General features: G+C 32.6%; 26 protein-coding genes. 22 read left to right on the top strand and 4 right to left on the bottom strand.

The window, feature by feature from the left end; translation table 11 throughout:
- Positions 1-153: 153 nt before the first annotated feature.
- The 14 genes from sdaAB (at position 154) to ACQRC6_RS04030 (ending at position 12,376) form a co-directional block, all read left to right on the top strand.
- On the top strand, positions 154-822 hold the full coding sequence (sdaAB, locus tag ACQRC6_RS04095; RefSeq protein ID WP_427847865.1) for an L-serine ammonia-lyase, iron-sulfur-dependent subunit beta: 669 nt from the start codon (positions 154-156) through the stop codon (positions 820-822).
- The gene (gene sdaAA, locus ACQRC6_RS04090) at positions 823-1,704 is read left to right on the top strand and encodes an L-serine ammonia-lyase, iron-sulfur-dependent, subunit alpha (RefSeq protein WP_427847864.1); all 882 of its coding nucleotides are present in this window, start codon (positions 823-825) and stop codon (positions 1,702-1,704) included.
- 1 nt (position 1,705) lies between these two features.
- On the top strand, positions 1,706-2,947 hold the full coding sequence (locus ACQRC6_RS04085; protein ID WP_427847863.1) for a dicarboxylate/amino acid:cation symporter: 1,242 nt from the start codon (positions 1,706-1,708) through the stop codon (positions 2,945-2,947).
- Between the two features lie 134 nt (positions 2,948-3,081).
- Positions 3,082-3,816, top strand: coding sequence for an elongation factor P 5-aminopentanone reductase (ymfI, locus tag ACQRC6_RS04080; RefSeq protein WP_427847862.1), 735 nt, complete (start codon positions 3,082-3,084; stop codon positions 3,814-3,816).
- 16 nt (positions 3,817-3,832) lie between these two features.
- Positions 3,833-4,723, top strand: a complete 891-nt coding sequence (locus ACQRC6_RS04075; protein ID WP_427847861.1) for a diacylglycerol/lipid kinase family protein — start codon at positions 3,833-3,835, stop codon at positions 4,721-4,723.
- Positions 4,724-4,823: 100 nt separating this feature from the next.
- A complete protein-coding gene (locus tag ACQRC6_RS04070; RefSeq protein ID WP_427847860.1) occupies positions 4,824-5,492 on the top strand; it encodes a GntR family transcriptional regulator in 669 nt (222 codons plus the stop codon).
- Positions 5,493-5,713: 221 nt separating this feature from the next.
- A complete protein-coding gene (locus tag ACQRC6_RS04065; protein ID WP_427847859.1) occupies positions 5,714-6,682 on the top strand; it encodes an aminopeptidase in 969 nt (322 codons plus the stop codon).
- Between the two features lie 25 nt (positions 6,683-6,707).
- Positions 6,708-7,907, top strand: a complete 1,200-nt coding sequence (gltS, locus tag ACQRC6_RS04060; protein WP_427847858.1) for a sodium/glutamate symporter — start codon at positions 6,708-6,710, stop codon at positions 7,905-7,907.
- A gap of 134 nt (positions 7,908-8,041) precedes the next feature.
- Entirely contained in the window at positions 8,042-8,872 is an 831-nt protein-coding gene (locus tag ACQRC6_RS04055; protein WP_427847857.1) for a bifunctional 5,10-methylenetetrahydrofolate dehydrogenase/5,10-methenyltetrahydrofolate cyclohydrolase, read from the top strand.
- A gap of 69 nt (positions 8,873-8,941) precedes the next feature.
- Positions 8,942-9,844 carry an arginine deiminase-related protein gene (locus tag ACQRC6_RS04050; RefSeq protein ID WP_427847856.1) on the top strand — a complete coding sequence of 301 codons (903 nt, stop codon included), beginning with the start codon at positions 8,942-8,944 and terminating at the stop codon, positions 9,842-9,844.
- Between the two features lies 1 nt (position 9,845).
- Entirely contained in the window at positions 9,846-10,022 is a 177-nt protein-coding gene (locus ACQRC6_RS04045) for a hypothetical protein (RefSeq protein WP_427847855.1), read from the top strand.
- Between the two features lie 114 nt (positions 10,023-10,136).
- Positions 10,137-10,766: a redox-sensing transcriptional repressor Rex gene (locus ACQRC6_RS04040; RefSeq protein ID WP_427847854.1), complete on the top strand. Its 630-nt coding sequence runs from the start codon at positions 10,137-10,139 to the stop codon at positions 10,764-10,766.
- A gap of 46 nt (positions 10,767-10,812) precedes the next feature.
- On the top strand, positions 10,813-11,688 hold the full coding sequence (locus tag ACQRC6_RS04035; protein ID WP_427847853.1) for a DNA-3-methyladenine glycosylase family protein: 876 nt from the start codon (positions 10,813-10,815) through the stop codon (positions 11,686-11,688).
- A gap of 4 nt (positions 11,689-11,692) precedes the next feature.
- Positions 11,693-12,376, top strand: coding sequence for a DUF554 domain-containing protein (locus ACQRC6_RS04030; RefSeq protein ID WP_427847852.1), 684 nt, complete (start codon positions 11,693-11,695; stop codon positions 12,374-12,376).
- Between the two features lie 49 nt (positions 12,377-12,425).
- On the opposite strand, the gene ACQRC6_RS04025 is transcribed toward ACQRC6_RS04030, so the two are convergent.
- Complete coding sequence (locus ACQRC6_RS04025) at positions 12,426-13,580, bottom strand: aminotransferase class I/II-fold pyridoxal phosphate-dependent enzyme (RefSeq protein ID WP_427847851.1); 1,155 nt, start codon at positions 13,578-13,580, stop codon at positions 12,426-12,428.
- Positions 13,581-13,725: 145 nt separating this feature from the next.
- On the opposite strand from ACQRC6_RS04025, the gene murA reads away from it, so the two are divergent.
- The 8 genes from murA to ACQRC6_RS03985 all read left to right on the top strand — a co-directional run bounded on the left by murA (position 13,726) and on the right by ACQRC6_RS03985 (position 21,677).
- Complete coding sequence (murA, locus tag ACQRC6_RS04020; protein ID WP_427847850.1) at positions 13,726-14,973, top strand: UDP-N-acetylglucosamine 1-carboxyvinyltransferase; 1,248 nt, start codon at positions 13,726-13,728, stop codon at positions 14,971-14,973.
- 21 nt (positions 14,974-14,994) lie between these two features.
- Positions 14,995-16,521: an ABC transporter substrate-binding protein gene (locus ACQRC6_RS04015; protein WP_427847849.1), complete on the top strand. Its 1,527-nt coding sequence runs from the start codon at positions 14,995-14,997 to the stop codon at positions 16,519-16,521.
- A 65-nt stretch (positions 16,522-16,586) separates the two neighbouring features.
- On the top strand, positions 16,587-17,516 hold the full coding sequence (locus ACQRC6_RS04010) for an ABC transporter permease (RefSeq protein WP_293559469.1): 930 nt from the start codon (positions 16,587-16,589) through the stop codon (positions 17,514-17,516).
- A 7-nt stretch (positions 17,517-17,523) separates the two neighbouring features.
- Positions 17,524-18,366, top strand: coding sequence for an ABC transporter permease (locus ACQRC6_RS04005; RefSeq protein ID WP_427847848.1), 843 nt, complete (start codon positions 17,524-17,526; stop codon positions 18,364-18,366).
- Position 18,367: 1 nt separating this feature from the next.
- A complete protein-coding gene (locus tag ACQRC6_RS04000; protein WP_427847847.1) occupies positions 18,368-19,324 on the top strand; it encodes an ABC transporter ATP-binding protein in 957 nt (318 codons plus the stop codon).
- A 1-nt stretch (position 19,325) separates the two neighbouring features.
- Entirely contained in the window at positions 19,326-20,126 is an 801-nt protein-coding gene (locus ACQRC6_RS03995; protein WP_427847898.1) for an ATP-binding cassette domain-containing protein, read from the top strand.
- Between the two features lie 83 nt (positions 20,127-20,209).
- Positions 20,210-20,839: a metallopeptidase family protein gene (locus tag ACQRC6_RS03990; RefSeq protein WP_427847846.1), complete on the top strand. Its 630-nt coding sequence runs from the start codon at positions 20,210-20,212 to the stop codon at positions 20,837-20,839.
- Complete coding sequence (locus ACQRC6_RS03985; protein WP_427847845.1) at positions 20,832-21,677, top strand: DnaJ domain-containing protein; 846 nt, start codon at positions 20,832-20,834, stop codon at positions 21,675-21,677. Before ACQRC6_RS03990 ends, ACQRC6_RS03985 begins: the two co-directional genes overlap by 8 nt.
- A gap of 51 nt (positions 21,678-21,728) precedes the next feature.
- On the opposite strand, the gene ACQRC6_RS03980 is transcribed toward ACQRC6_RS03985, so the two are convergent.
- The 3 genes from ACQRC6_RS03980 to ACQRC6_RS03970 all read right to left on the bottom strand — a co-directional run bounded on the left by ACQRC6_RS03980 (position 21,729) and on the right by ACQRC6_RS03970 (position 24,732).
- A complete protein-coding gene (locus tag ACQRC6_RS03980) occupies positions 21,729-22,490 on the bottom strand; it encodes a hypothetical protein (RefSeq protein ID WP_427847844.1) in 762 nt (253 codons plus the stop codon).
- Entirely contained in the window at positions 22,483-23,070 is a 588-nt protein-coding gene (locus tag ACQRC6_RS03975) for an RNA polymerase sigma factor (RefSeq protein WP_427847843.1), read from the bottom strand. The genes ACQRC6_RS03980 and ACQRC6_RS03975 overlap by 8 nt, the downstream gene beginning before the upstream one ends.
- A gap of 96 nt (positions 23,071-23,166) precedes the next feature.
- Entirely contained in the window at positions 23,167-24,732 is a 1,566-nt protein-coding gene (locus ACQRC6_RS03970; RefSeq protein ID WP_427847842.1) for an SH3 domain-containing protein, read from the bottom strand.
- Between the last annotated feature and the right edge of the window lie 100 nt (positions 24,733-24,832).

Here is a 24,832-nt window from a genome sequence, read left to right as displayed (position 1 = left end):
TTAAACTATATTATCAATTTTATATATAGAAAAAATATATTTACAACAGGCTATAATCAAGTTAATTTGTTGGTTTGTGGAAGGATAAAGAATAAATTTATTTCACAATAGGATTACTTTATGCTAAAATATACTAATAAGGGAGGTAAGTTAATGAAAGAATATAGTTCCTTTGAAATACTTGGACCTATAATGGTTGGTCCATCTTCATCGCACACTGCAGGCGCTTGCAAGATAGCGAGAGTTGCAGCAAAAATCTGCCCAGAAGGTTATGAAAACGTAGAATTTTATTTACACGGTTCTTTTGCATATACATATAAGGGACATGGCACTGATAGGGCCCTCTTAGGTGGAATAATGGGTTTTAAAACTTATGATAGTTCTATTAGAAATGCTTATGAAATAGCAGATGAAAGAGGAATTAAGTACACTTTTATTCCTACAAATTTAGGAGAAGAATATCACCCTAATACTGTTAAAATTAAATTTAATTATAAAGATGGAAGTAGCGAATATGTAATCGGCTCCTCAATTGGCGGAGGGAACATGATCATTGTTGACATAAATGGAATAAAAGTTGAGTTTGATGGAAAATTCCCAACATTTTTATTCCAATACAATGAGCAAAAGGGTGTTATAGCTGAAGTTTCAACGGCATTAGCTGACGATAATTACAATATTGAATCTATTAACACCATTAAGGACGAGCTAACTGATATTGTTACTTTAACTGTTGAGTTAGACGAAAACGCTAACGAAAATCTAAAAAATAAATTGTTAAATAATTCCAGATATTTAACATCAAAATATGTGGAGGTTTAAATGTTAAATACTGCTAAGGAAATTATAGAAGTTTGTAAAAGTGAAGATCTTCACTTTTATGACTTAGTATTAAAGTCTGAAACAAAGAATCTTAGAATGTCTGAAGAGGATATGAAAAGCAAACTAAAAGAAATTTTAGAAGTTATGAAATCTTCATCTCATGAAACTTTAGATAAGGTTTATGAAACAGAGTATAAAATGATAGATGGTTTTGCAAAAAAAATGGAGGACTATCAAAAAGAAAAAGATCCTTTAACTAGTAAATTTCTAGTTAGGACTATGGCTATGGCCTTTTCCACATCTGAGACCAATGCAAATATGGGGATTATTGCAGCAGCGCCAACTGCTGGAAGTTCTGGTATTATGCCAGCAGCCTTAATGGCGGCAAGAGAAAAATATGGTCTAGATGATGATATTTTAATAAATGGACTCTTGACATCAATAGGAATAGGGCAAATTATTGGTAAATATGCTACATTCGCCGGTGCTGAAGGTGGATGCCAAGCTGAATGCGGTTCTGCCAGTGCAATGGCAGCAGCTGCACTAGTAGAAATGCTTGGCGGAAGCGTTGAAGAAGCACTAAATGCAGCCAGCATTACACTTATTAATGTAATGGGGCTCGCCTGTGATCCAATTGCAGGACTAGTAGAGTATCCATGTACTTTTAGAAATGCCTCAGGTGTTATAAATTCTTTTATATCAGCTGATATGGCTCTTGCAGGTATAAAATCTATTGTACCTTTTGACGAAGTTTGTCAAGCAATGGGCGAAGTAGGGCATCTACTACATGAATCAATTAGGGAGACTGGTCTTGGCGGACTAGCAGGTACAAAAACTGGGCAATGTATTAGGGCCAAGTTTTTGAATATTAAGGAGGATTAAAATGACAGAAAAAAAGAAAAAAATAGGTCTAATTCCTAGACTTATAATAGCTATTGCACTAGGTATTCTTGTTGGTCAATATTTGCCAGCATGGGTAACTAAAATTGCAATCACAATCTCTGGATTATTTGGAGCATTTTTAAATTTCATCATTCCATTGATGATCATTGCCTTTGTTTCTAAGGGTATTGCAGACTTATCAGAAGGTGCTGGAAAACTTTTGGGAGTAACAGTTGGACTTTCTTATATATCAACACTTATAGCAGGTTCACTATCTTATACAATGGCAAGAAACATATTCCCAAGTTTTATTAAACCAGAACTTGCAGAACAAGTTCAAAAAGCAACAGCAAATGAAATTAAACCATTCTTTGAAATTCCACTAGGAGCTTTCATTGATGTAACTGCAGCACTTGTACTTGCATTTATGTTAGGACTTACAGTTTCAGCATTAAGAACAAAGGGCAAGGGAGAAATATTCTACAAAGGAATTAACGAATTCAACGAAATTATAAATTTAGTATTAGCAAGATTTGTAATTCCTCTACTTCCATTCTTTATCTTTGGTAACTTCTGTAACTTATCATATTCAGGTTCAGTATTTGCAATTCTTGGTATATTCTGGAAGATATTCCTATGTATTATTATTTTGCACTTGCTATACATGGTTATTCTATTTACAGCAGCAGGAGGGTACACTGGAAGAAACCCTGTAAAATGTTTAAGAGCTGCAGTACCAGCATATTTAACAGCAGTAGGAACTCAATCTTCAGCTGCTACTATCCCTGTTAATGTTGCTTGTAACAGAAAAATGGGAGTAACAAGACAAATTAGAGAATTCTGTATCCCTCTATGTGCAACAGTTCACTTAGCTGGATCTATGATTACTTTAACAGCTTGTGTATTTACATTGCTTACAATGTTTAATATGGACCACTCTTTTGGACTAATTATTAAATTTATTGGTATCCTAGGAGTTGCAATGGTAGCAGCACCAGGAGCACCAGGAGGAGCAGTAATGAGTGCCCTTCCATTCTTACCAGTAGTTGGAATTGATTCATCAGGCACACTTGCTACAATCTTAATTTCACTATATTTAACTCAAGACTCTTTTGGTACAGCAGCCAATGTAACTGGCGACAATGCTATTTCTATGGCAGTTGAAAAAATTTACTACAAACACATTGTAAAGAAACCTATTCCAGAAGAAAACTTTGAGGAAGAAGCGAGAATAGAATTATAATTAAATAGCATATTTACCTAAAAAAAGCTATGCCCAAGGGTGTAGCTTTTTTTGCGTTAAAGATTTTTATGTAATAATATCTATTATAATAATGACAAAATATTGTGTATAATTTACTTAAAGGTTGGTGTGAGATGAAAACTGTACTTATAACTGGATCCTCAAGGGGAATAGGACGAGATATTGCAAAGAGGCTTGCAAAAGAAGAATACAGAATAATAATTAATTACAATAAGTCTGAAGATGAAGCAAAAAAATTAGAAAAAGAAATTAGAGAAATGGGCAAGGATGCCCTAGCAATAAAGGCAGATGTTACAAAATTTGCTGAAGTTGAAAAAATGTTTAATGAAGTTTCAAAGAGATTTAAAGGAGTAGACATATTGATAAACAATGCTGGGATTTCTAGCTATGCCCTTTTCCAAGACATTGATGAAAAAACTTGGGATGAAATATTTGATGTAAATGTAAAGGGAGTTTACAATGCTATTCACGCAGCTCTACCCTATATGTTAGAAAGACATTCTGGAAAAATTTTAAATATGTCTTCCATCTGGGGCATAGTTGGAGGCTCTATGGAAAGTCATTATTCGGCGACTAAGGGTGCCATAAATGCACTTACTAAGGCATTGGCACAGGAGTTGGGATACTCGGGCATAACAGTAAACGCCATTGCTCCAGGAGCTGTTGACACACCAATGACAAATAAAATTGGAGAAGAAAATTTATGTATTTTATCAGAAGATATACCTATGGGCAGACTTGCAACCACAGAAGAAATTGCCGAGCTAGTGGCATTTATAATTTCGGACAAAAATTCTTACATGACGGGTCAAATAATTTCGCCAAATGGTGGAATGATTGTATATTAATTAAGTTAGGAGAAATATGAAAATTTTATTTATTTATAATCCCAGTTCAGGCGATGAAAGTGGAAAAGAATTTATTGGAAAAATCAATGAAGAACTTAAAAAGTACTTTGATGAAATAATTTTAAAAGAAACAAAGAAAGCTGGCGATGGCACAAATTTTGTCGAAGAAGTGAAAAATGTTGACGCCATTGGAGTATATGGTGGCGATGGAACTGTAAATGAAGTTTTAATGGGAATGAATAAAATTTCTTCAAGGGCAAAACTTTTAATTTTGCCAGGAGGTACGGGAAATTTATTGGCAAAAAAATTAGAAATTCCAGAAGATAAAGTAAAGGCACTATTGTCCTTTGATTTTAAAAAGACAAAAAAGATAGATTTAGGAAAGGCAAATGACAAAGTTTTTAGCTTATTTGCATCTATTGGCGCAGTTCCAGAAGCAATTCACGAAGTATCTTCAGAGGAAAAATCAAAATTTGGAGGCTTTGCGTATATAAAAAAATCCATAGAAAAATTAACTTCATCTGAAGAATATAATCTAGAAGTAAAATCTAAGGGCGGGAATTATAGCGGCCCAGTGGATCACTTAATAGTTGCCCTTTCAAATAAAATAGGGAAATTAGAATTTACAAATAAAAATAAAAAAAGAGATAACGGAAATGCTGATTTATTTATTTTGACAAGTGATTCTATAAAAGACAGACTTGAGGTTTTAAAGGATTCAATTGCTGGAGAAGTTGAAGAAGGGGATAATGTTCTCCATTATACAATAAGGGAAGCAAAAATTTCATCTTTGGGTACAGAAGAGGTTATAATGGATATAGATGGGGATAGAGGACCTAGTTTACCAGTTGATATAAAAATTTTAAAGGAAGCAGTGGAAGTTTATATTCCAAACAGCAATTCTTAAATAGGGAATATAATGCATGTAATTAAAATACATTATATTATTTGTTATAATAATGATTATTAGATAAATAATATTAATAATTATATGGAGATATGACATTATGGAAAAAAGTGAAGTTAAAAATTATAAAATTAAGAATAAAAAAACTCTAAACCAGCAAGTTTATGAATCATTAAAACAAATGCTCTTAGATAACATTTTTGAAGTTGGGCAGAAGTTAAATGAGACGGATATTGCAGAAGCTTTAGGAGTGAGTGCAACTCCCGTAAGAGAAACTTTTAGAAGATTGGCTACAGAAGGATTTTTAGAGGTTATTCCATACAAAGGGGTTTATGTCAAGGAATTTTCTGAAAAGGAATTAATTGAAGTGTATGAATGCAGGCAAGCTTTAGAAAAGTTAGCTTTAGAGCTAGCAATGCCTAATATTTCTGAAGATGAAATTGATAATTTAATTGAAGAAATAGAAGAAAATACCAAGATTAATGATATTGATAGCAATGTTGATATGAGCAATAAGTTGCATAATTTTATTGTTGAGAAGTCAGGAAATAAACGATTAAAAAAATTGATAGGAAACTTGAATGATGTTTTAATAAGAGATAGAAATATTTCTGCTAGTGATAAAATAAGACGAAAGGAAATTTTAGAAGAACACTTAAATATTTTGAATGCTCTTAAAGAAAAAAATTTAGAACAAGCTAAAAAGTATTTACAGGATCATATAAAAAAAGGATGTTATTATATAATTAACAAGAAAAAGATTAACTAAATACACATTTAATGACAAAGTATGTTTTTATAAATACATTGTATCAAAAAAGGCGAGGAATTTTATTTTCTTTGCCTTTTTTTATTTTGAAATTTTTTAAAACAATTTATTTATTTTTTAAATTTATTATTGTAAAGCATTGAAAAAAGAATTATAATAGTACTAAGATAAAATATTCTATAGAAAATAGAAAATATAAAACGTGAGAGGGAGTATTTTTAATGAAAAAAATTTTGATGGGAAAGATAGCAGATAAATTAATTGACGTTAATTTAAAAATGAAAAAAGGAGAGAAGCTTTTAATTGTTACAGAACCAGACAAAATTAGTATAGCCGAGACAATAGCTGCATCTGCTTATAGAAAAGATATTGAACCAGTAATTACTATAATGATGCCGAGAGAGTTTGATAGTAATGAGCCACCAAAAATTATTGCAGAAGCGATGAAGGCTTCAGATGCTTTCTTATCTGTTGTAGGTAAATCTATAACACATACAAATGCTGTGAAAAAAGCTACTGAAAATGGAAGTAGAGGAATTGTTTTAACGCAATTTACTGAAGATATGATGATTCACGGAGGGATGGAATGTGATTTTGAAAAACAAGCACCTTTATGTAAAAAGGTTGCTAGTATGCTAGCAAATTCTAAAAAAATTCATTTAACAACTCCAATGGGAACAGATTTAACTTTTTCGGCTGAAGGTAGACGAGGAAATTCTTTATATTGCATAGTTGAACCTGGTGAGTTTTCAACAGCACCGACAATTGAAGCCAACGTTTCTCCAATAGAAGGAACAGCGCAGGGAAAGATAGTCGCAGACGCTAGTGTACCATACATTGGAATAGGTTTATTAGAAGAGCCAATTGAATTTGAAGTTGTTGATGGATTCATTGTAGATATAAAAGGTGGCTATCAAGCAAAAATGTTATCAGATAATTTTAAGTCTATGAATGATCCTAACGTTTATAATATAGCAGAGCTAGGTATAGGTTTAAATCCAAAATGCAGTTTTGTTGGTTTAATGCTAGAAGATGAAGGTGTGTACGGTTCAGCTCATATAGGAATTGGAACTAGCGTGAACTTAGGTGGAACTTTAAAGGCAGCATGTCATTATGATGCAATAATGACAGGAGCTACAGTTGTTGCAGATGGAGTAGAAATATTAAAAGACGGGAAAATTGCTTTCTAAATGAAAGCTGTAAAGGAGGATTCTTATGTTTACAATTGAATTGAATATGTTTTATACTGCGACAATCGCGGTTTTAGTGTTACTATTAGGATCATTCGTTAAAAAGAGAATCTACATATTAGAGAAGTTTTGTATACCTGTTCCAGTTGTTGGTGGAATTATTTTTACAATTATAACTCTTTTAGGCTATATAACAAAAACATTTATGATAAAGTTTGATTTTACTTTAAGTGATTTTTTCATGCTTATTTTCTATACTAGCATAGGTTTTACAGCTAGTATACCTCTCCTTAAAAAAGCAGGTAAAGCAGCGATTGTGTTTTTAATTTTATCAAGCGTGCTTGTTATATTACAAAATGTTTGGGGTATTGTTGGATCATTAATAATAGGCGTAGATCCATTAGTTGGAGTTGCAACAGCATCTATACCAATGACAGGAGGACATGGAACTAGTGCTGCGTTTGCACCAGATCTAGTAAAATTAGGTTTAGAAACGGCAACTACAATAACCTTATCTGCGGCTACCTTTGGACTTGTTGCGGGAGCGTTAATAGGAGGTCCTGTGGGAAGATTTTTAATTGAGAAAAAGTCAAAAACTAAATCAGCAAGTGAAGAAGATAATATAATAGATTTTGAAACAACGATGAAAAATGATCTAACTATAAAGGGATTTAGAGAATCTGCTTATCTTATGTTAATATCAATTGGCTTAGGAACAATGCTATCAAAAATATTAAGTTTATCAGGGCTTAACTTTCCAGCTTCGGTAGGAGGAATGTTAGCATCTGCAGCTATTTTAAATCTCAATAATAATGAAAACAGATTTCATATACATCATTCCGAGCTGGAATTAATGGGGGACATTTCTTTATCTATCTTTTTAGCTATGAGTATGATGAAATTAAAGTTATGGGAGTTAGCTGATCTTGCTACACCTATGTTAATTTTACTATTTGGACAAGTCATTTTAATGGTTTTATTTGGAGTATTTTTAACATTTAAGTTTATGGGTGGCGACTACGATGCTTGTATAATTACAGCTGGTCATTGTGGATTTGGTCTTGGTGCTGTTCCTACAGCCATGGCAAACATGGACACTTTAAGTGAAAAATATGGATATTCTCCTAAGGCTTTTTTCTTAGTACCATTAATTGGAAGTTTATTTATTAATGTTGTTAATTCATTTGTAATAACGATTGCTATGAATATTGCAGCTAATTTATAAATACAGAAGACTATTTTTTATCTTAAATAAGATTATAAAATTAAAATAGACCATAATATTTTACACCATAATTTTTTATGGTGTATTTTTTGATATAATGTAATTAATATCTAAAAACTGAATTGAGGTGAAAAATGACTAAGATTTTATATGCTAAGGACTATGTGGAGAAAAAAAGTGATAGTTTAATTGAAAAAGTGAAAAAACTAAAATCTAAGCCAATTCTTTCTACTATAAGAGTGGGCGACGATTACGGCAGTATTGCCTATGAAAAGGGAATAAAAAAGACTGCGGATAAACTTGGCGTTGGTGTTGATTCTAATGAGTTTAAAGGGGATGCAAGTGAAGATGAAGTAATTGAAAGAATAAAAAAGTTAAATGATGATGATAAAGTTGGCGGAATAATTATTTTTAGACCTCTTCCTGAAAGTTTTGACGAAGAAAAAATATCTCTTACCATTGACCCAAAAAAAGATGTGGATTGTATGCACCCAATAAATAGGGCTAGAGTTTTTAGTGGCGATGTAAGCGGATTTATTCCTCTTGCACCAAAGGCTGCCTATGAACTTTTAAAGTTTTATGGTTATGAGTTAAGGGGAAAGGATACAGTTATTATCAATCACTCAAATGTTGTGGGGAAACCTCTTATGATGTATCTTTTAAGGGATCTTGCCACTGTTACAATATGTCATGTGGGGACAGTGGACCTTAAAAAGCACACAAGGGCAGCAGAGATAATTTTCACTGCAATGGGTCGTGCTGAAACTTTAGATGTAAGTTATTTTAACGAGGATGCAACTGTAATCGACATTGGCACGTCAAAAAATAGTGAAGGAAAATATAGGGGCGACCTCGACGAAAAATCTGTCGATGGAAAAATTAAAGCCTATTCTCCAGTGCCAGGTGGCATTGGAAGTATAACTAATCTTCTTTTAATTGAAAATGTAATAAATTTCTATGAATAAATTTTTGACTCTCTATTATGGAGAGTTTTTTATTTTTAAATTTGTTATAATGTAGGAAAGGAGAGAATAATGGTAACAAATAGAGTGATTTTAGTTAGACCCTACGCCTTTACTTTTAATAAAGAGACGGCAAGGGACAATATTTATCAGATTAGTCCAAAGAAAACTTCTGAAGATGAAATAAAAAGTTTTGCGTTAAGGGAATTTGATGATGCTGTTAGTCTTCTTCGCAAAAACAAAATTTATGTGGACGTGATTGAAGATTTTGACAAGACTACTCCTGATTCGATTTTTCCCAACAATGTCTTTGTAACTTTTCCAGGGAAAGTTTTTGTATCGGAAATGTATGCAGAAAACAGAAATAAAGAATATGATAAAATTTTGCCACAGCTTAAAAAAATCATTGATTACAATAGGGCTGAAGTAATTGATTTTAGAAACAAAGAGGGAAGAGTTTTAGAAGGAACTGGCGCTGTTGTAATAGATAGATGGAATAATATTTGCTATGGAAGTCTTTCAAAACGCTGTAACAAAGATGAATTTTTGAAATTTGCAAAGAGGTTTAATTTAAAGCCAGTTTATTTTAGATCTAGGGACAAAGGTGTAGATATTTACCACACAAATGTGCTAATGATGGTGGGAAAAAAGTTTGCAATAATTGCAGATAATTTGATTAGTGAAAATAGAGATGAAGTTTTAAAATCTCTAGGGGATTCTGGCAAGGAAATAATCTCTCTTACTGAAGATGAATTTAATAATTACGCAGGAAATTCAATTGAATTAAAGGGCGAGGACAAAAATATCCTCGTGATTTCAAAATCTGGATTTAACGCTTTGACTGATGAACACAAAAAGACAATTGAAAAATATGATTTTATTCTTCCAATTGATGTAGAAACTATCTCAAAATATGGTGGCGGTTCTATTAGGTGTATGATTGCAGAAAATTTTTTTGACTTAAGGGAGAAATAATTTGGATATATTAAGATGTTTGGGATTTATATTTGTGGCGCTTGGATTGACTTTAGGTATACCGAAAAATTTAAGGGATTATAGAGAAGATAAAAATTTGGAGAACTTCTTAGAATTATTTGGGCGAATTATTATGATTCCATCTGCAATAATCTTAGCAATAGGAGTTTTTGTTTGAATAAGTTAAAACTTTTTCGGCTAAATCACAATAATGACTTGTAATTAATGTATTTGCTTTAATTTACAAAAACAAGAAAGATTGTTATAATGTAAACAATTAGGGGGTGTTGATTTGCCAAAGAATGCAAGGGGTATTTCTGAAACGGTTATAAGGAGAATGCCAGTTTATCACAGGTATTTAAAAGAGTTAATAGACAGAGGAATTGAAAGAGTTTCTTCTAAAGAACTTAGTTATATCACTGGATTTAGTGCTTCGCAAATTAGACAGGACTTAAATAATTTTGGCGGATTTGGTCAACAAGGTTATGGCTATAACACAAAGGCGCTAAGGGAACAAGTGGATAAAATTCTTGGAATAGATAAAACTTACAATAGCATTGTCATAGGGGCTGGTAGACTTGGACAAGCAATTGCAAGGTACAAGGGCTTTAGAGATTCTGGTTTTAATGTTATTTCCCTCTTTGATATAAGGGAAGATATTGAAGATATAAGCGGAATTAAGGTAAGAAGTATTAAGTGTTTGGAAAAATACATAAGAGATGAGAAGGTTGAGGTTGCAATAATAACTGTGCCCAAGAAGTTTTGTGAAGATGTAGCAAAAAGAGCTATTGATGCAGGAGTAAAGGGAATCTGGAATTTTGCACCCTACGACTTAAAAGCGCCCGCTGGCGTAGCGGTTGAAAACATAAGGCTTAACGATTCACTTCTAACACTTTCTTATTTTATGAAAGAAATTAGCTGACCTATTATTTATTAATAGGTTTTTTATTTAGGGAGTTTAAATTTTAATGAAGATTGATTTTGATGGAAATTTTTTCATTATTAGTGAATTAGAGGAATTTGACCCAAGGGATGTTTTTACTTGTGGTCAAGCTTTTAGATGGTATGAAGAGGCTGATGGTTCTTTTACCTTTATTACTCATGGCAAAGTTGCCAATGCTAAAAAATTAGACGGTAAAATTTTATTAAAGGATGTGGATAAAAATTCCTTTGATGAAATTTTTTACAATTACTTTGACCTCGACAGGGATTATAAAAGGGTAATAGGGGAGCTTTCTAAGGACGATGTCATGAAAAGTGCAACGGAATATGGCAAGGGCATAAGAATTTTAAATCAAGACAAGTTTGAGACAATTATTTCTTTTATAATTTCTGCAAACAATCAAATACCAAGGATAAAAAAATCCATCGAAAAAATTTCTGAAATGTATGGGAAATTTTTAGGAGAAGATGAAAATAGAAAATATTTTTCTTTTCCAAGTGCTGAAGAACTTTCTAAGGCAAAGCCAGAGGACCTTCGTGAATTTGCAAGCGTTGGATTTCGCGACGTGAGAATTGTGGAAACGGCAAATTTAATAAATAGTGGAATTGTAAGTATTGATGAAATCGAAAAAATGAACTTAGAAGATGCAAGGGCTGCTCTTCAAGTTTTGCCGGGAGTTGGGCCAAAAGTTGCCGACTGCATTCTTCTCTTTGCCTTTGACAGAAAGGAGTCTTTTCCTGTGGATGTTTGGATAAAAAGAGTAATGGAAGAATTATACTTAAAAGAAGAAACACCAAAATCAAAAATTGCAATGCGAGGACGTGAAGTATTTGGCAAAAATGCAGGTTTTGCCAATCAATATTTATTTTATTATGGCAGAGAAAATAAAATAGGGAGGTAGCAATATGTTGGGAGTTTTTGTAAATGCAATAAGTGTTTTAGTCCTTGGACTTTTGGGCTCCTTTGTTGGCGACAAATTCCCAAAAAGTATTCAGGATTCAATAATGAAATTTTTGCCAGTTTGCGTACTAATTATTGGAGTGAGATCATCTTTGGAAGGAGAAATTATTGTCGTGATAATTTCCATAGTTCTAGGGGTTGCAATTGGCGAATTATTAAAAATAGATGACAGAATAAATAAATTTACGGACTTTATAAAAAACAGGTTTATAAATCCTGAGGACACAACATTTTCAGAAGGTTTTATAACTACAAGTTTAATATTTTGCGTTGGTTCAATGGGAATACTTGGATGTATTGATGCAGGAGTAAAGGGGGACAATGACATCCTATTTGCCAAGGCGGTTATGGATGGATTAACAGCATTTTTCTTTGCCACAACTTTTGGCAAGGGAGTATCTTTTTCTGCGATACCAGTTTTTATATATCAAGGTATTTTAGTGGTTCTGTCAGGATTTTTGCTTCCAGTATTTACTCCAGAAGTAGCAGCAAACTTGTCGGGAACAGGTGGCGTGATGATTATTGCCATTTGTTTTTATATGTTAAAACTTGTGGACTTTAAACTTGCGAACTTGACTCCAGCAATTTTTATTCCAATTATTTATGGTTTAATCTTAAAGTTCATGTAAAAAAGACTGAGTTGATATGCAATATATCATTTTGCTCAGTCTTTTTATTTTATTTTTTAAATATATCTAATTTTTCTATTCTGTCAAAGGCTTCGTTTATTTTATCCTTATTGACAGTTACTGCAATTCTTATAAATCCTTCGCCAGCTGGACCAAATGCCGATCCATTTATTAAATTCACATGTGCCTTTTCCAAAATTTCTTTTACAATTTCATCAGTAGTCATGCCAGGTATGGTAATTTTTGGAAAGATATAAAAGGTTCCCTTTGGTTTTAGGACTTCAACATAATTTAATTTTTTTAATCTGTCGTAAGCTAGATACATTCTCTCTTTATATTCCTCATAAAGTGGTGGACAAATTGTTTTTCTATTAGCTATGCCCATTGCACCAGCATACTGACAAATAGTTGGAACTGCATATACTATGTTTTCGTGGACGTAAGTCATTGCACTTATGAGATCTTTATGTGCTACTATGGCGCCAAGTCTCCATCCAGTCATTACATAATCCTTTGACATGGAAGAAATAGAAATTACATTTTTAAATTCTGGGTCGTAAGAAATCATTGGCTTGAATTTGCTTTCATAGGAATAGATTGTGTAGATATCATCGCAAATTACAATTAAATTATATTTTTTTGCCAACTCATAAATTTCTTTTAATGTTTCGTCGCTATACACTGAACCTGTTGGATTGTTTGGCGTATTAATTATTATTGCCTTAGTTTTTTTATTTATTAATTTTTCAATTTCCCTTGGCTCAATGTTAAACTCATTTTCAAACTTTGTTTCATATATAACTGGAACGCCACCTGCCATTTTTATTTGGTCTGGATAGACGCTAAAATAAGGCGAAGGCACAATTACTTCTTCGCCAGGGTTAAGAATTACTTCTAAAATTATATACATGGCTTCGGTGCCGGACATTGTTATTAAAATTTCTGATGGGTCGCATTTTACATCAAAATCTTCTTTGTAGGCTTTTGAAATTTCTTCTCTTAGACCAAGGTAGCCTTGAGGATTTTCGTAGTGAGTATGACCTGCGATTTGTGAATCGTAGGCTTCTTTTATAATCATCTCATGGGTCGTTAAATCAGGATCGCCTACACCAAAATTTATAAAATCAGGGTATTTGCTCAAATAGTTAACTGAATAAATGGACTCCTTAATGTCCTTGTATTTTTCTTGTATAAATTCCTTCATAAAAGCCTCCTTCATTAACTAATTAATAACTTATTTTAACAAATAATATTTTTTATTAAAAGTGATAATTTTAATTTCTTAAATATTTTATGGCTCTATGATATAATTAAATGGATATAAATAAAAGAATATAGGAGGAATCCTTTTGGATAAAATTTTAGTAAGACCAAATGGCCCACTAAAGGGCAATGTAAGAATATCAGGTGCAAAAAATGCTGCTCTACCAATACTTGCAGCTACAATACTTGGAACGGAAGAAATAATATTAGAAGATGTACCTGAACTCAAGGATGTTGAGATAATAACAGAAGTTTTGAGAAAATTAGGCCTCAAAATAAATAAAGAAGGAAATAGATTAATTATTGATCCAAGTGGACTTAATTCTTATAAAACAGATTATGAACTTATGAGCAAGATGAGGGCATCCTTTTTGGTAATGGGACCACTTCTTGCAAAATTAAACAAGGCATATAATTCTCTTCCAGGTGGATGTAACATTGGCTCAAGGCCAATAGACTTACACCTAAAGGGTTTTAGAGCCTTAGGTGCAAATATTGAAATGACTCATGGAGAAATAAAAGCTGAGTGCGAAAAATTAGTTGGCACGAAAATATATTTGGACTTCCCATCAGTTGGCGCAACTGAAAATATTATGACTGCTGCAGTTTTAGCTGAGGGAGAAACTGTAATGGAAAACTGTGCCATGGAACCGGAAATTGTCGACCTTGCAAACTTTTTAAATAAAATGGGTGCAAAGGTAATGGGAGCAGGCACTTCAACTATTAGAATTAGGGGAGTGGAAAAACTTGGAGGATGCACTCATCAGGTAATACCAGACAGAATTGAAGCAGGTACTTTTATGGTTGCCGCTGCAATCACTGGTGGCGACATTACAATAGAAAATGTTATTGTTTCTCACTTAAAACCAGTTATTGCAAAATTAGCGGAAACTGGTGCAAAAATTATTGAAAATGACGATAAGATTAGGGTAATTGGAACTAAAGAAATAAAACCAATTGAAATAAAAACTCTTCCTCATCCAGGATTTCCAACTGATTTGCAGGCACAATTTATGGCTCTATTAACTCAAGCTGATGGGCAATCTGCTATTATCGAAACAGTTTTCGAAAATAGATTTATGCACGCAGATGAACTAAAAAAAATGGGAGCAAAAATCAAAGTAGTAGATAGAGAAGCTATACTATTGGGTAAGAGTAAGCTATATGGATCCAAGGTTGCTGCGACAGATTTAAGAGCAGGAGCTGCGCTTATTCTCGCAGGATTAGTTTCTGAAGGTGAAACAGAAATTTCTGAAGTTCACCACATTGACAGAGGTTACGAAAAAATCGAAGAAAAATTTAGACGCCTTGGAGCTAATATAAGAAGAGTATAATAAAAAGAAAGGAAGATGATAATGAAGAAAAAAATAATTATAGCAATGCTTTTAGCACTTTCGCTTTTTATGGTAGCTTGTTCGAAAAAAGAAGATGCCAAGGCTGAAGGAAAGGTCTTAAAGGTTGCAGTTTCAGAAGACGCACAAACTCTTGAAACTAATGAATTAAACGACGACTATGCAGAAAATATATTAATTCAGGTTTACGACACTTTAGTAAAAAGAAATTCAAAGGGCGAACTTGTAAATTCTATTGCAGAGTCAATTGAGAATCCAGATCCGCAAAGTTTTAAGATAAAAATTAGGGATGGAGTTAAATTCTCCAATGGAGATCCACTTACTGTTGACGATGTAATATTTACTTTACAAAGAGCGGCAGCAAGTGAAAAGTTTAAATCTTTTTATGGAAAAATTGATCCTAATTCTTACAAAAAAGAAGATGATTTAACTTTCTCCTTTAAATTAACTGAACCAGATGCAGCTTTTTTGAACTCACTTTCACATCCAGCTGTTTCTATTTTGTCTAAAAAATATGTAGAAGGTGGAGCAGATCTTGCCAATGCACCAATGGGCACTGGACCTTTCGTATTAGATGAATGGGTTCAAAATGATCACGCAAACTTTTCTGTAAATAAAAATTATTGGGGTGATGCTCCAAAGATTTCTGGAATAGAAATGAAAGTAATACCAGAAGCTTCCCAAAGAATTATTGAACTTGAAAGTGGTGGAGTTGACCTTGCATATAAAGTAGATCCATCAGAAATTCCAAATATTGAAGAAAATAAGGATTTAAAACTTTATAGAAAATTAGATAATTCAGTTCATTTTATTGGATTTAACATGGACAAAGCTCCTTTTGACAAAAAAGAAGCTAGAGAAGCTATGGTAAATGCAATTGACATGAATTCAATTTTTGAAACTGTATATATGAATAGTGGAAAACTTGCTACAAGTGCAATTAATCCAAACTTTAAATACTCTATTGCAGATTCACTTAAACCAAATGTTGTGAATAAAGAAAGGGCAAAGGAACTTTTTGCAGCTGCAGGAATGGGCGAAGGGACAAATCTTTCCATTTATACATCCGACAACACTCAAAGGGTAAATGTGGCAACAATGATGCAAGCTCAACTCAAGGACTATGGCATTGGTCTTAATATACAAAGACTTGAATGGGGAGCATTTATAGATGCACTAAAGAACAAGGAACACAATATGTTTATCATGAGCTGGAATCCTTCAGTTGTTGATGCACATTATGAACTTTTTCAACCTTTCCATTCTTCAAATAAGGGTCAAGGACCAAACTATATGTACTTTGGAAATGAAGAACTTGATAATTTAATAAAAGAAGGTATTTCAACTATTGATGAAGGGAAGAGGGCTGACATCTATAAGAGGGCCCAAGAGCTTATCAATAAAGAGTATCCATGGTTATACATCTGCTATGGCGAAACAGTTGTTGCTGGCAATAAAAGAGTTGAAGGACTAGATCTTCTTCCAAAATATCCACAAGAACTTAAAGATGTAAATCTTTTAGAAAAATAATTTTTTAAATTCACCAAGGTATTCTTTGGTGAATTTTGTCTTTTCTACAAAAGAAAGGATTAGATATGACTAAATATATATTAAAGAGACTTTTAATATTAATACCGACGCTTTTAGGCGTAAGCTTTATAGTGTTTTCGCTTTTATATTTGTCGCCGGGAGATGCTGCTCTTGCAGTGGCAGGACCTAATGCAACTAAGGAAACTGTAGATGCAATAAGGGAAAGTTTGGGGCTAAATCAGCCCTTTATAGTTCAATATGGAAACTATTTAAAGAATTTAATTTTTCACTTTGACCTTGGCACAAGTTATCAATCAGGTAGATCTGTAACAGCTGCACTTATTAGAGTCTTTCCAACTACAATTAAACTTGCAAGTGGAGCTCTTGTTATTGCAGTAATTATGGGAATTGCCTTTGGCATAATTGCAGCTTTAAAGAAAAACACTTTTATAGACTCGATTATAACTGCCTTTGGCATGGTTGGACTTGCAATGCCAATTTTTTGGTCAGGGCTTTTGCTTATAATAGTATTTTCTACAAAATTAAAAATGCTTCCAGCATCGGGTTTTTCATCTTTAAAGCAGATGATATTGCCTTGGTTTGCCCTTGGATTTCAGTCTTCAGCAGTAATTATGAGGATGACAAGATCTGCAATGTTAGATGTACTTGACAAGGATTACATCAGGACTGCTTATGCAAAGGGACTTAGCAAGAGAAAAATAATTTTTGTCCATGCACTTAAGAACGCAATGATACCCGTTATAACTACTATTGGACTTCAAGCTGGTGGACTCCTTGGTGGAAGTATTTTGACAGAAACCATTTTCTCCATTCCTGGAATTGGAAGGCTAATGGTTGATTCTATAAAAACTCGGGATTATCCAATAATTCTTGGTGCAATTATGCTTATTGCAATAGTTTATTCTGTGATTTCAATTATTGTCGACATTCTCTATGGATTTATAAATCCAAGAATAAAGTCCGAGTACAAGTAGGTGAACTATGTTAAAGAGATTGAAAAACTTTTTTAAATATTACAGCAGAAATAAAATTGCAGTAATTGCCCTTGGAATTTTAATTCTATTAATTTTTGCGGCAATTTTTGCCGATGTACTTTCGCCCTATGATTATACAGAGCAGTTTCCTAAGGATAACTTTTTAAAACCAAGTAGTGCTCACTTAATGGGCACAGATAATTTTGGAAGAGATATTTTTTCAAGAGTCCTTCACGGAGCGAAGGTTTCTCTAAAAATTGGATTTACATCTGTAATAATTTCAACGATAATTGGAGTAATTATCGGTGCTTTTGCAGGTTACTACGAAGGAATTTTTGACTCTATAATCATGAGGGTAATGGATACAATTTTATCTATTCCACAACTTGTGCTTGCAATTGCCCTTGCAGCTGCGCTGGGTAACGGAATGAAAAATTTAATTTTAGCAGTTTCATTATCTTCTATACCAAGTTATGCAAGGATTGTGAGAAGTCAGGTAATGTCTGTTAAAAACTTGGAATACATTGAATCGGCTAGGTTGTCTGGTGTAAAAACTTTTAAATTAATTTTTGCGGAGATACTTCCCAATTGTTTTGCACCAATAATTGTGCAGGCAACTATTGGAGTTGGAACGGCGATTTTATCTGCAGCATCTCTTTCCTTTATAGGAATGGGAATTATGCCACCAGAAGCAGAATGGGGACAAATGCTTTCTGAAGGGAGAGCCTATATTAGAAATTATCCACACATAACTTTATTTCCGGGTCTTGCCATTGCCATTACAATTTTAGTTTTAAATATTGTGGGCGATGCTCTTAGAGATGCCTTTGATCCAAAGTTCAGGAGGTAGTATGTTATTAGAAATAAAAAATCTTGAAGTTTTTTTCAAAAGCTCTCAAGGTATAGTAAAAGCTGTCAACAAAGTTAATATAAATACACGCGATGGGATGACAACTGCCATAGTTGGCGAAAGTGGTTCGGGAAAATCTGTAACTTCCCTTGCCATAATGGGTCTAATTGACAAATCATCTTTGGAAAAGATTTCTGGTGAAATAAATTTTGAAGGGAAAAATCTTTTGGAATTTTCTCCAGAAGAACTTAGAAAAATTAGGGGAAAGGAAATATCCATGATTTTTCAGGAACCAATGACTTCACTCAACCCTGCATTAAAAATTGGCTATCAAATGTCTGAAGTTTATAGAACTCATTTTAATATAGATAAAAAAACTGCTAAGGAAAAATCCCTTGAGATGATTAAAAAAGTTGAAATAAATAGAGCAGAAGATGTCTACAATTTATATCCTCACGAACTTTCTGGAGGAATGCGACAGAGAATTATGATTGCCATGGCACTTTCTGCATCGCCAAAACTTTTAATAGCAGATGAACCTACAACTGCTCTTGATGTTACTATTCAAAAGGAAGTTTTGGAGCTAATGAAAAAATTAAAGGAAGACATGAACACTTCTATAATTTTCATAACTCACGACCTTGGTGTAGTATCTGATATTGCCGATTATGTAAATGTAATGTATGCAGGGAAAATGGTGGAAAGAGCAAGGGCAGAAGATATTTTTAATGAACCACTTCATCCTTATACTAGGGGACTTATCAAGGCTATACCTACTGTATATAAAAAGAAAGAGGAGCTTTACACAATTAGAGGTTCAGTGCCAAATCCAATTAACTTGCCTGATTGTTGCTACTTCTGCGACAGATGTGACGAGAAGATGAAAATTTGTGAAGAAAAAGTTCCAGAGGAAATTGACATCGACGGTCACAAAGTTAGTTGTTTCTTGTATAGGTGATATTATGGATAAAACAATTTTAGAAGTAAAAAACTTAAATAAAGAATTTAAAATAAACGGCGGCGAAGTTTTAAGGGCAGTAAAGGATATTTCCTTTGATTTAAAAACATCTCATACCCTTGGCATAGTTGGCGAAAGTGGCTCAGGAAAATCTACTCTTGCGAGATGTATTATGGGTCTTTATCCCGACGCAAAGGGCGAGATAATTTATAATGGAAAAAATATTTTAAAAGAAAACCAAAGGGAGCTAAAGGAATATCGAAAAAAAGTGCAGATGATTTTTCAAGACCCCTATTCCTCTCTTAATCCAAGAAAAAAATGCAAAGATATAATTGCATCGGGTATAAGAAATTTAGTGGGCGAAAGGGATAAAAATAAAATTCACAAAAAAGTTATGGAAACTATGGAAATTTGCGGGCTTTCAGAATATCACGCTGAGAGATATCCTCACGAATTTTCTGGAGGACAAAGGCAGAGGATTTCTATTGCAAGGGCTCTTGCAGTAGATCCAAAAATAATTGTGGCAGATGAACCCACTTCTGCATTAGATGTTTCCATTCAAGCACAAATAATAAACTTGATGGAAGATTTGCAAAGAGATCTTGGTCTTAGTATGATTTTCATTTCTCACGATCTTTCAGTTGTAAGACATGTGGCGGAAGAAGTGCTTGTAATGTATCATGGCGAGTGTGTAGAGTACAATAAGTCAGAAGAAATTTTTGAAAATCCAAGAGAGGATTACACTAAAAAATTATTGGCATCAGTGCCAGGCAAGAATTTAGCAGAATTTGAAGATGTGTAGAAATTTTCTTTTGAGGGTATTATAATTAAATAGAGTAGATAAAACTGTAGGGTTCTACAGTTTTTTATTTTGGAGGTGAAAAGATGCTTAGTGATTACATAGAAGGCGATGAAAATTTGCTTGAAGATAATTCTTCCCTCGATGAAGATAAAAATAAAATTAAAATTTCATTAAAAATAAATGATGAATTTTTTGAAAAAGAAAATGAAATTGATGAAGATAATGAAAGTGAAAGAGAAATTTTATATAATAAAGAAAAGGAATCTTCACCTTTAAATAGCGAAGAATTTTTAGAACAAAGTCCTGAAGAAAATAATAGTTCCTACGACGAATATTATTTAGAGAGGATAGACGAAGTCCAAGAAATTTTGGAAGAAATTTGCGAGAGCATACCATCCTATGCCTATGAGCATCTAAATGGTGGTATAATTCTAACAGAAGAGGTTAAATATCACGAAGAATCTCGCAATGAAGATTTACTCATAATGGGCGAATACCAAAGGTCCGTGCTTGGCAATATGATAAAAATTTATTATGGCTCCTTTATGGAAATGTATAGATTTTCACCAAGGGAGATTTTAAAGGAAAAGCTAGAGGAAGTTTTGCTCCACGAGTTTACTCATCACTTGGAGTTTCTTGCAAATGAGTGGGGACTTGTAATTGAAGACAACAAATTTTTAGAAGAATATAGAAAAGGTAAAGCTAATGAATAAAATTTTAGGATATTTTTATAAGGGCTTGGGTAAATTTTTTGACCTAATCTTAACTTTTTTAATAGTAGTAGTAAATATTGCCGTGGATTTATTTTCTGCCATAAGGAAATTTTTCATATACGTCATATCCATGGGAGGTTGCCTAATAATATTAATATTTTTAAATCCCTTTGCATGGGTGGGGATTGCTCGCAATAGATGGCTATCTACGATAATAATGCTCGCGATAATCGTGCCATTACTTGGAAATGTTTCAGAATCTTTTCTTAAATATATTCACTACATGGTAACTGAATTTTTCTACGATAGGGCAGACCATTATCTCCTTGGAAAAGAAAATGAATTTGAAAATATTTCGGGCTATGGAAGAGCATATTGGGAGAAAAAAGAGAGAGAAAGAATTAAACAAGAGGAAGAAAAGAGAAGGAGAAGAGAAGAAGAATTTAACCAAAGATTCAAAGAATTTGGCGGATTCACTTGGACAACTTTCGATGACTTTTCTCAGTTTGATGAATTTTTTAGACAAGCGGGCTATGGATACTACGACGATGAGAGTTCCAATTATGGCAATTATGGTAATTATGGAAATAGTTCGTCACAAGGGCAGGGATACGGATTTAAAGAACAATATGAAAGTGCCTGCGACACTCTCGGCGTAAATTATTCTGCAGACAAATATGAAATTAAACTTGCATACAGAAAAATGGCAAAAAAATATCACCCAGATCTAAATAAAGAAGAGGGAGCAAAGGAAAAATTTCAAAAAATAAATGCAGCCTATGAATTTTTAAATGACTCAAATATTGAGATGTATAAAAAAATGAGCGGCGTAAATTAAAAAAGGACCGAGATGGTCCTTTTCTTGTATAAAGAATTCTATTTGGTTATTTTATTTAATTATTTCTCTTGCCATGTCATAATATTCATTTACATCCATTTTTTCTCCTGCAATAAGGGAATATTGGATACCCTTGTATTGAAAAATTAGATGTTTTGAAACAGATTCTGTTCTTTCATTTGAACCAAAGGCTAGGTTAAAGAAGGGATCCTTTTTTGATCTTTCAAGCTCTTCTGGAGTTGCATCTTTTTCATCTGCTAGGACTAAATTTTCAAGTCTTGAATAATAAACTGGCACTCCATTAATATCTCTCATTTCCTTATAAGGTTGTTCTGAAATTGGTTCTGAAGTTTCTGGATATTTATCAATAAAAAGTTCTATTTTTTCCCCATTTTCATTTTTATAAGTTACGTCAAGAGTCTTTCTTTTATTTAATTTTGAACCAGCATCATCAATATCTGCAAGATCAGCCAAAGTTATGCCATCAAATTTATATGAGCCTAAGCTTTCTGGTACTTCTGCGTCAATGCCTGTTTCCTTTTCAGCCTTTGCCACATCAGTATAATTTGTATAATCATAATATGAATTTGAAGATCCAATCGATCCAGTAATTTTTCCTGCTGCAAAAACTCCAATTGAAAGTACAAGCGTAGCTAAAGCTACTAATATAAATCTTTTTTTCATTTTAAATTCTCCTTTATCTTCCGTATACTTTAATTCTAAGTCGATTTTGTTTTTAAGGTAATCAGAAGGAGAAGAATTTTCTACACTTTCTCTTAATTTATTTTTTAAATATTCATCAAAATTATTCATAAATGTTCTCCTTCTCGCTAAAATTTTCGTTAAAATCTTGGCCTATTTTCATCAATTCTTTTTTCAAATTATTTCTAGCTCTAAATAGTCGCGACTTAACTGTGCCCTTAAAGGTCTTACAAATTTCTGCGATTTCTTCAATGGAAAAATCGTCGTAGTAAAAGAGAACTATAACTTCCCTTTCCTTTTGCTTTAATTTTAACAGTGCTTCTTCAATTTCTTTATTTAAAAGAAACTCATCTTCTCCACTTGAAACACTTTCTATATCTGCTTTATCTAAAACAAACTCGTCTGGAAATTCTCTCTTTTTCTTTTTATATTTTGTATAGCAAAAATTTTTTAGAATTGAAAAAACCCAAGGTCTTAGTTTATTAAAATTTGTGAGGCTATTTATATTTTTGTAAATAGATAAGAAGGTGTCCTGCAGTACATCTTCTGCATCGTCTTTGTTTCCCAGGATGAGAAGCGCAGTGCGATATAATATTAAATTGTACTCATTATAGAGGAGGTCAAAGGAATATTTATCACCATTTTTTAAGTTTTCAAAATTTTCTAGGGTAAAATTATTATCTTGAATCATTTTATCCTCCTTTGGATGCATCTACTTATAAGACTATTTAGGACGTAAAAAGGTTCATTTTTTAAAAATTAAAAAAATCCCCACAAAAGTGGAGATTTAATTTAAAGTTTTGTCAGAGATCCAACCATTTATATTTTCGCCTGAAACTGTACTTTTAACTTCTACATGGCACCAAATTCTTTCGCCCTGTTCAATTTTTGTCTCTAAGATGTAGAGTTCAGTTCCCTTATCCAAAATTTTTATTATTTCAGAATCAACGCTTGGTTCTCTCCTTAAATTTGCCTTTTCTGTTACTACATTTCTATAAGTGTGAAGGAGTTCTGAAGATTTTTTTGCCGTCTGTGCTGCATCTGTGTAGTCATTTTCCTTTTCAAAATTTTCCTTTTGAGCTTCGCTTTTGTTTAAATCAATTGCATTTTTGCTCTCAATTTCTTTTTTTAAAGTTGTCGCCTTTGCAGATTCAGGTACAACTTCAAGATAAGAATTTAAAAGTGAAAGTGCGTCACTAATTTTATTTTTTGTGTATAAATTTTTTACATTAGTTAAAATTATATTATCTATGGAAAGAAGCTTGTCCTGTGCTGAATTATAATTTTTTTCGTCTTCTTGGATTACTTTTTTAAAGTTATGGGCAGAGTCAATATAATTTTCATCCTTGTAAAATGCAATGCCCTTTTTATAAAATTCGTCAGATTGAACTAATTTTTTTAATTTTTCAATTTCATTTGAAATCTCGGGAGTTGTCTTTTCTTTTGTAGCTTCTTTGTAAATCTCAAGTGCTTCCTTATATTCGCCGCTTAGCGCTAAACTCCTTGCATCTTCAATTTTATTTTTGTTTCGAGAAATTGTTGCAAAATTAATTATAAATATAGAAATTATTGCCAAGATAAATATTAAAATTAGGGAAAAGAAGATAATTTTCCCTGAAAATCTCCTTGGCTTTTTTAAGCTCACGTCATTAGTCCTGTCGTTTTTTAGGCTCTCAATATTGGGGGCAATCTTTGATAAATTTGTTTGAGTTAAGTGAGTTTCCAATGTTTTTAAATTAATATCTGATGTGGATCTAGTATTTTCAATTACATTTAAAATTTTTGAATTTATAAGTGGTTCAGTCAAATTGTTTAACACAAAACTTTTATTTCTACCACAAAAATCACACTCGGTGTGTTCTTTTTCATTTATAAAGCCACAGGCGCAGCGCCAAAAATCAATTTGATTTTCTCCATAAGTTTTAATTCCATCTCCAAGGGTGTCCTTTATTTGTGCACGCTTTTTCTCTGGAATTACTGGAAGATTCATTTCATATTTTTTTTCAGGACAAGTTATAGTTTTGCCATCACAAGTGTATTTTGAGATGTAAATATCTATTGCCCTTGCATCATAGAACCTCTCGTCTAATAAAAAAGGATCTAAAAAATACCTAGTGTAAGGTTTGATATTTACTGATTGTGCGAAATAAAATTCTCTTCCGTTAAATAGGTAAGATTTTTCAATAGATTTAAACTTTACAGCAAATTCAATATTAGTTATATAAGAGTCTGTTGCATTTAATATATCAATTGCTATGGCAAAATCACCGCTAGTGAGTTCGGCATTGGCAATTTGAATTTTTTCATTTGTATTAAAGCTAAGTTTTGTGGGTAATGTTCTAAAAAAACTCATAAAGACTCCTTTCTATTATTTATTAATTAATTATAATCTACTTGAAAAATTTTTACAATATAGCTCTATTTACTAAATTACGCCTTTATCATATAATTTA

It is taken from the genome of Peptoniphilus sp. SGI.035 (assembly GCF_050315115.1).
Classification (GTDB): Bacteria; Bacillota; Clostridia; order Tissierellales; family Peptoniphilaceae; genus Peptoniphilus_A.
The sequence above is the reverse complement of the archived record's forward strand: the minus strand, read 5'-3'. Positions and strand labels throughout refer to the sequence as shown.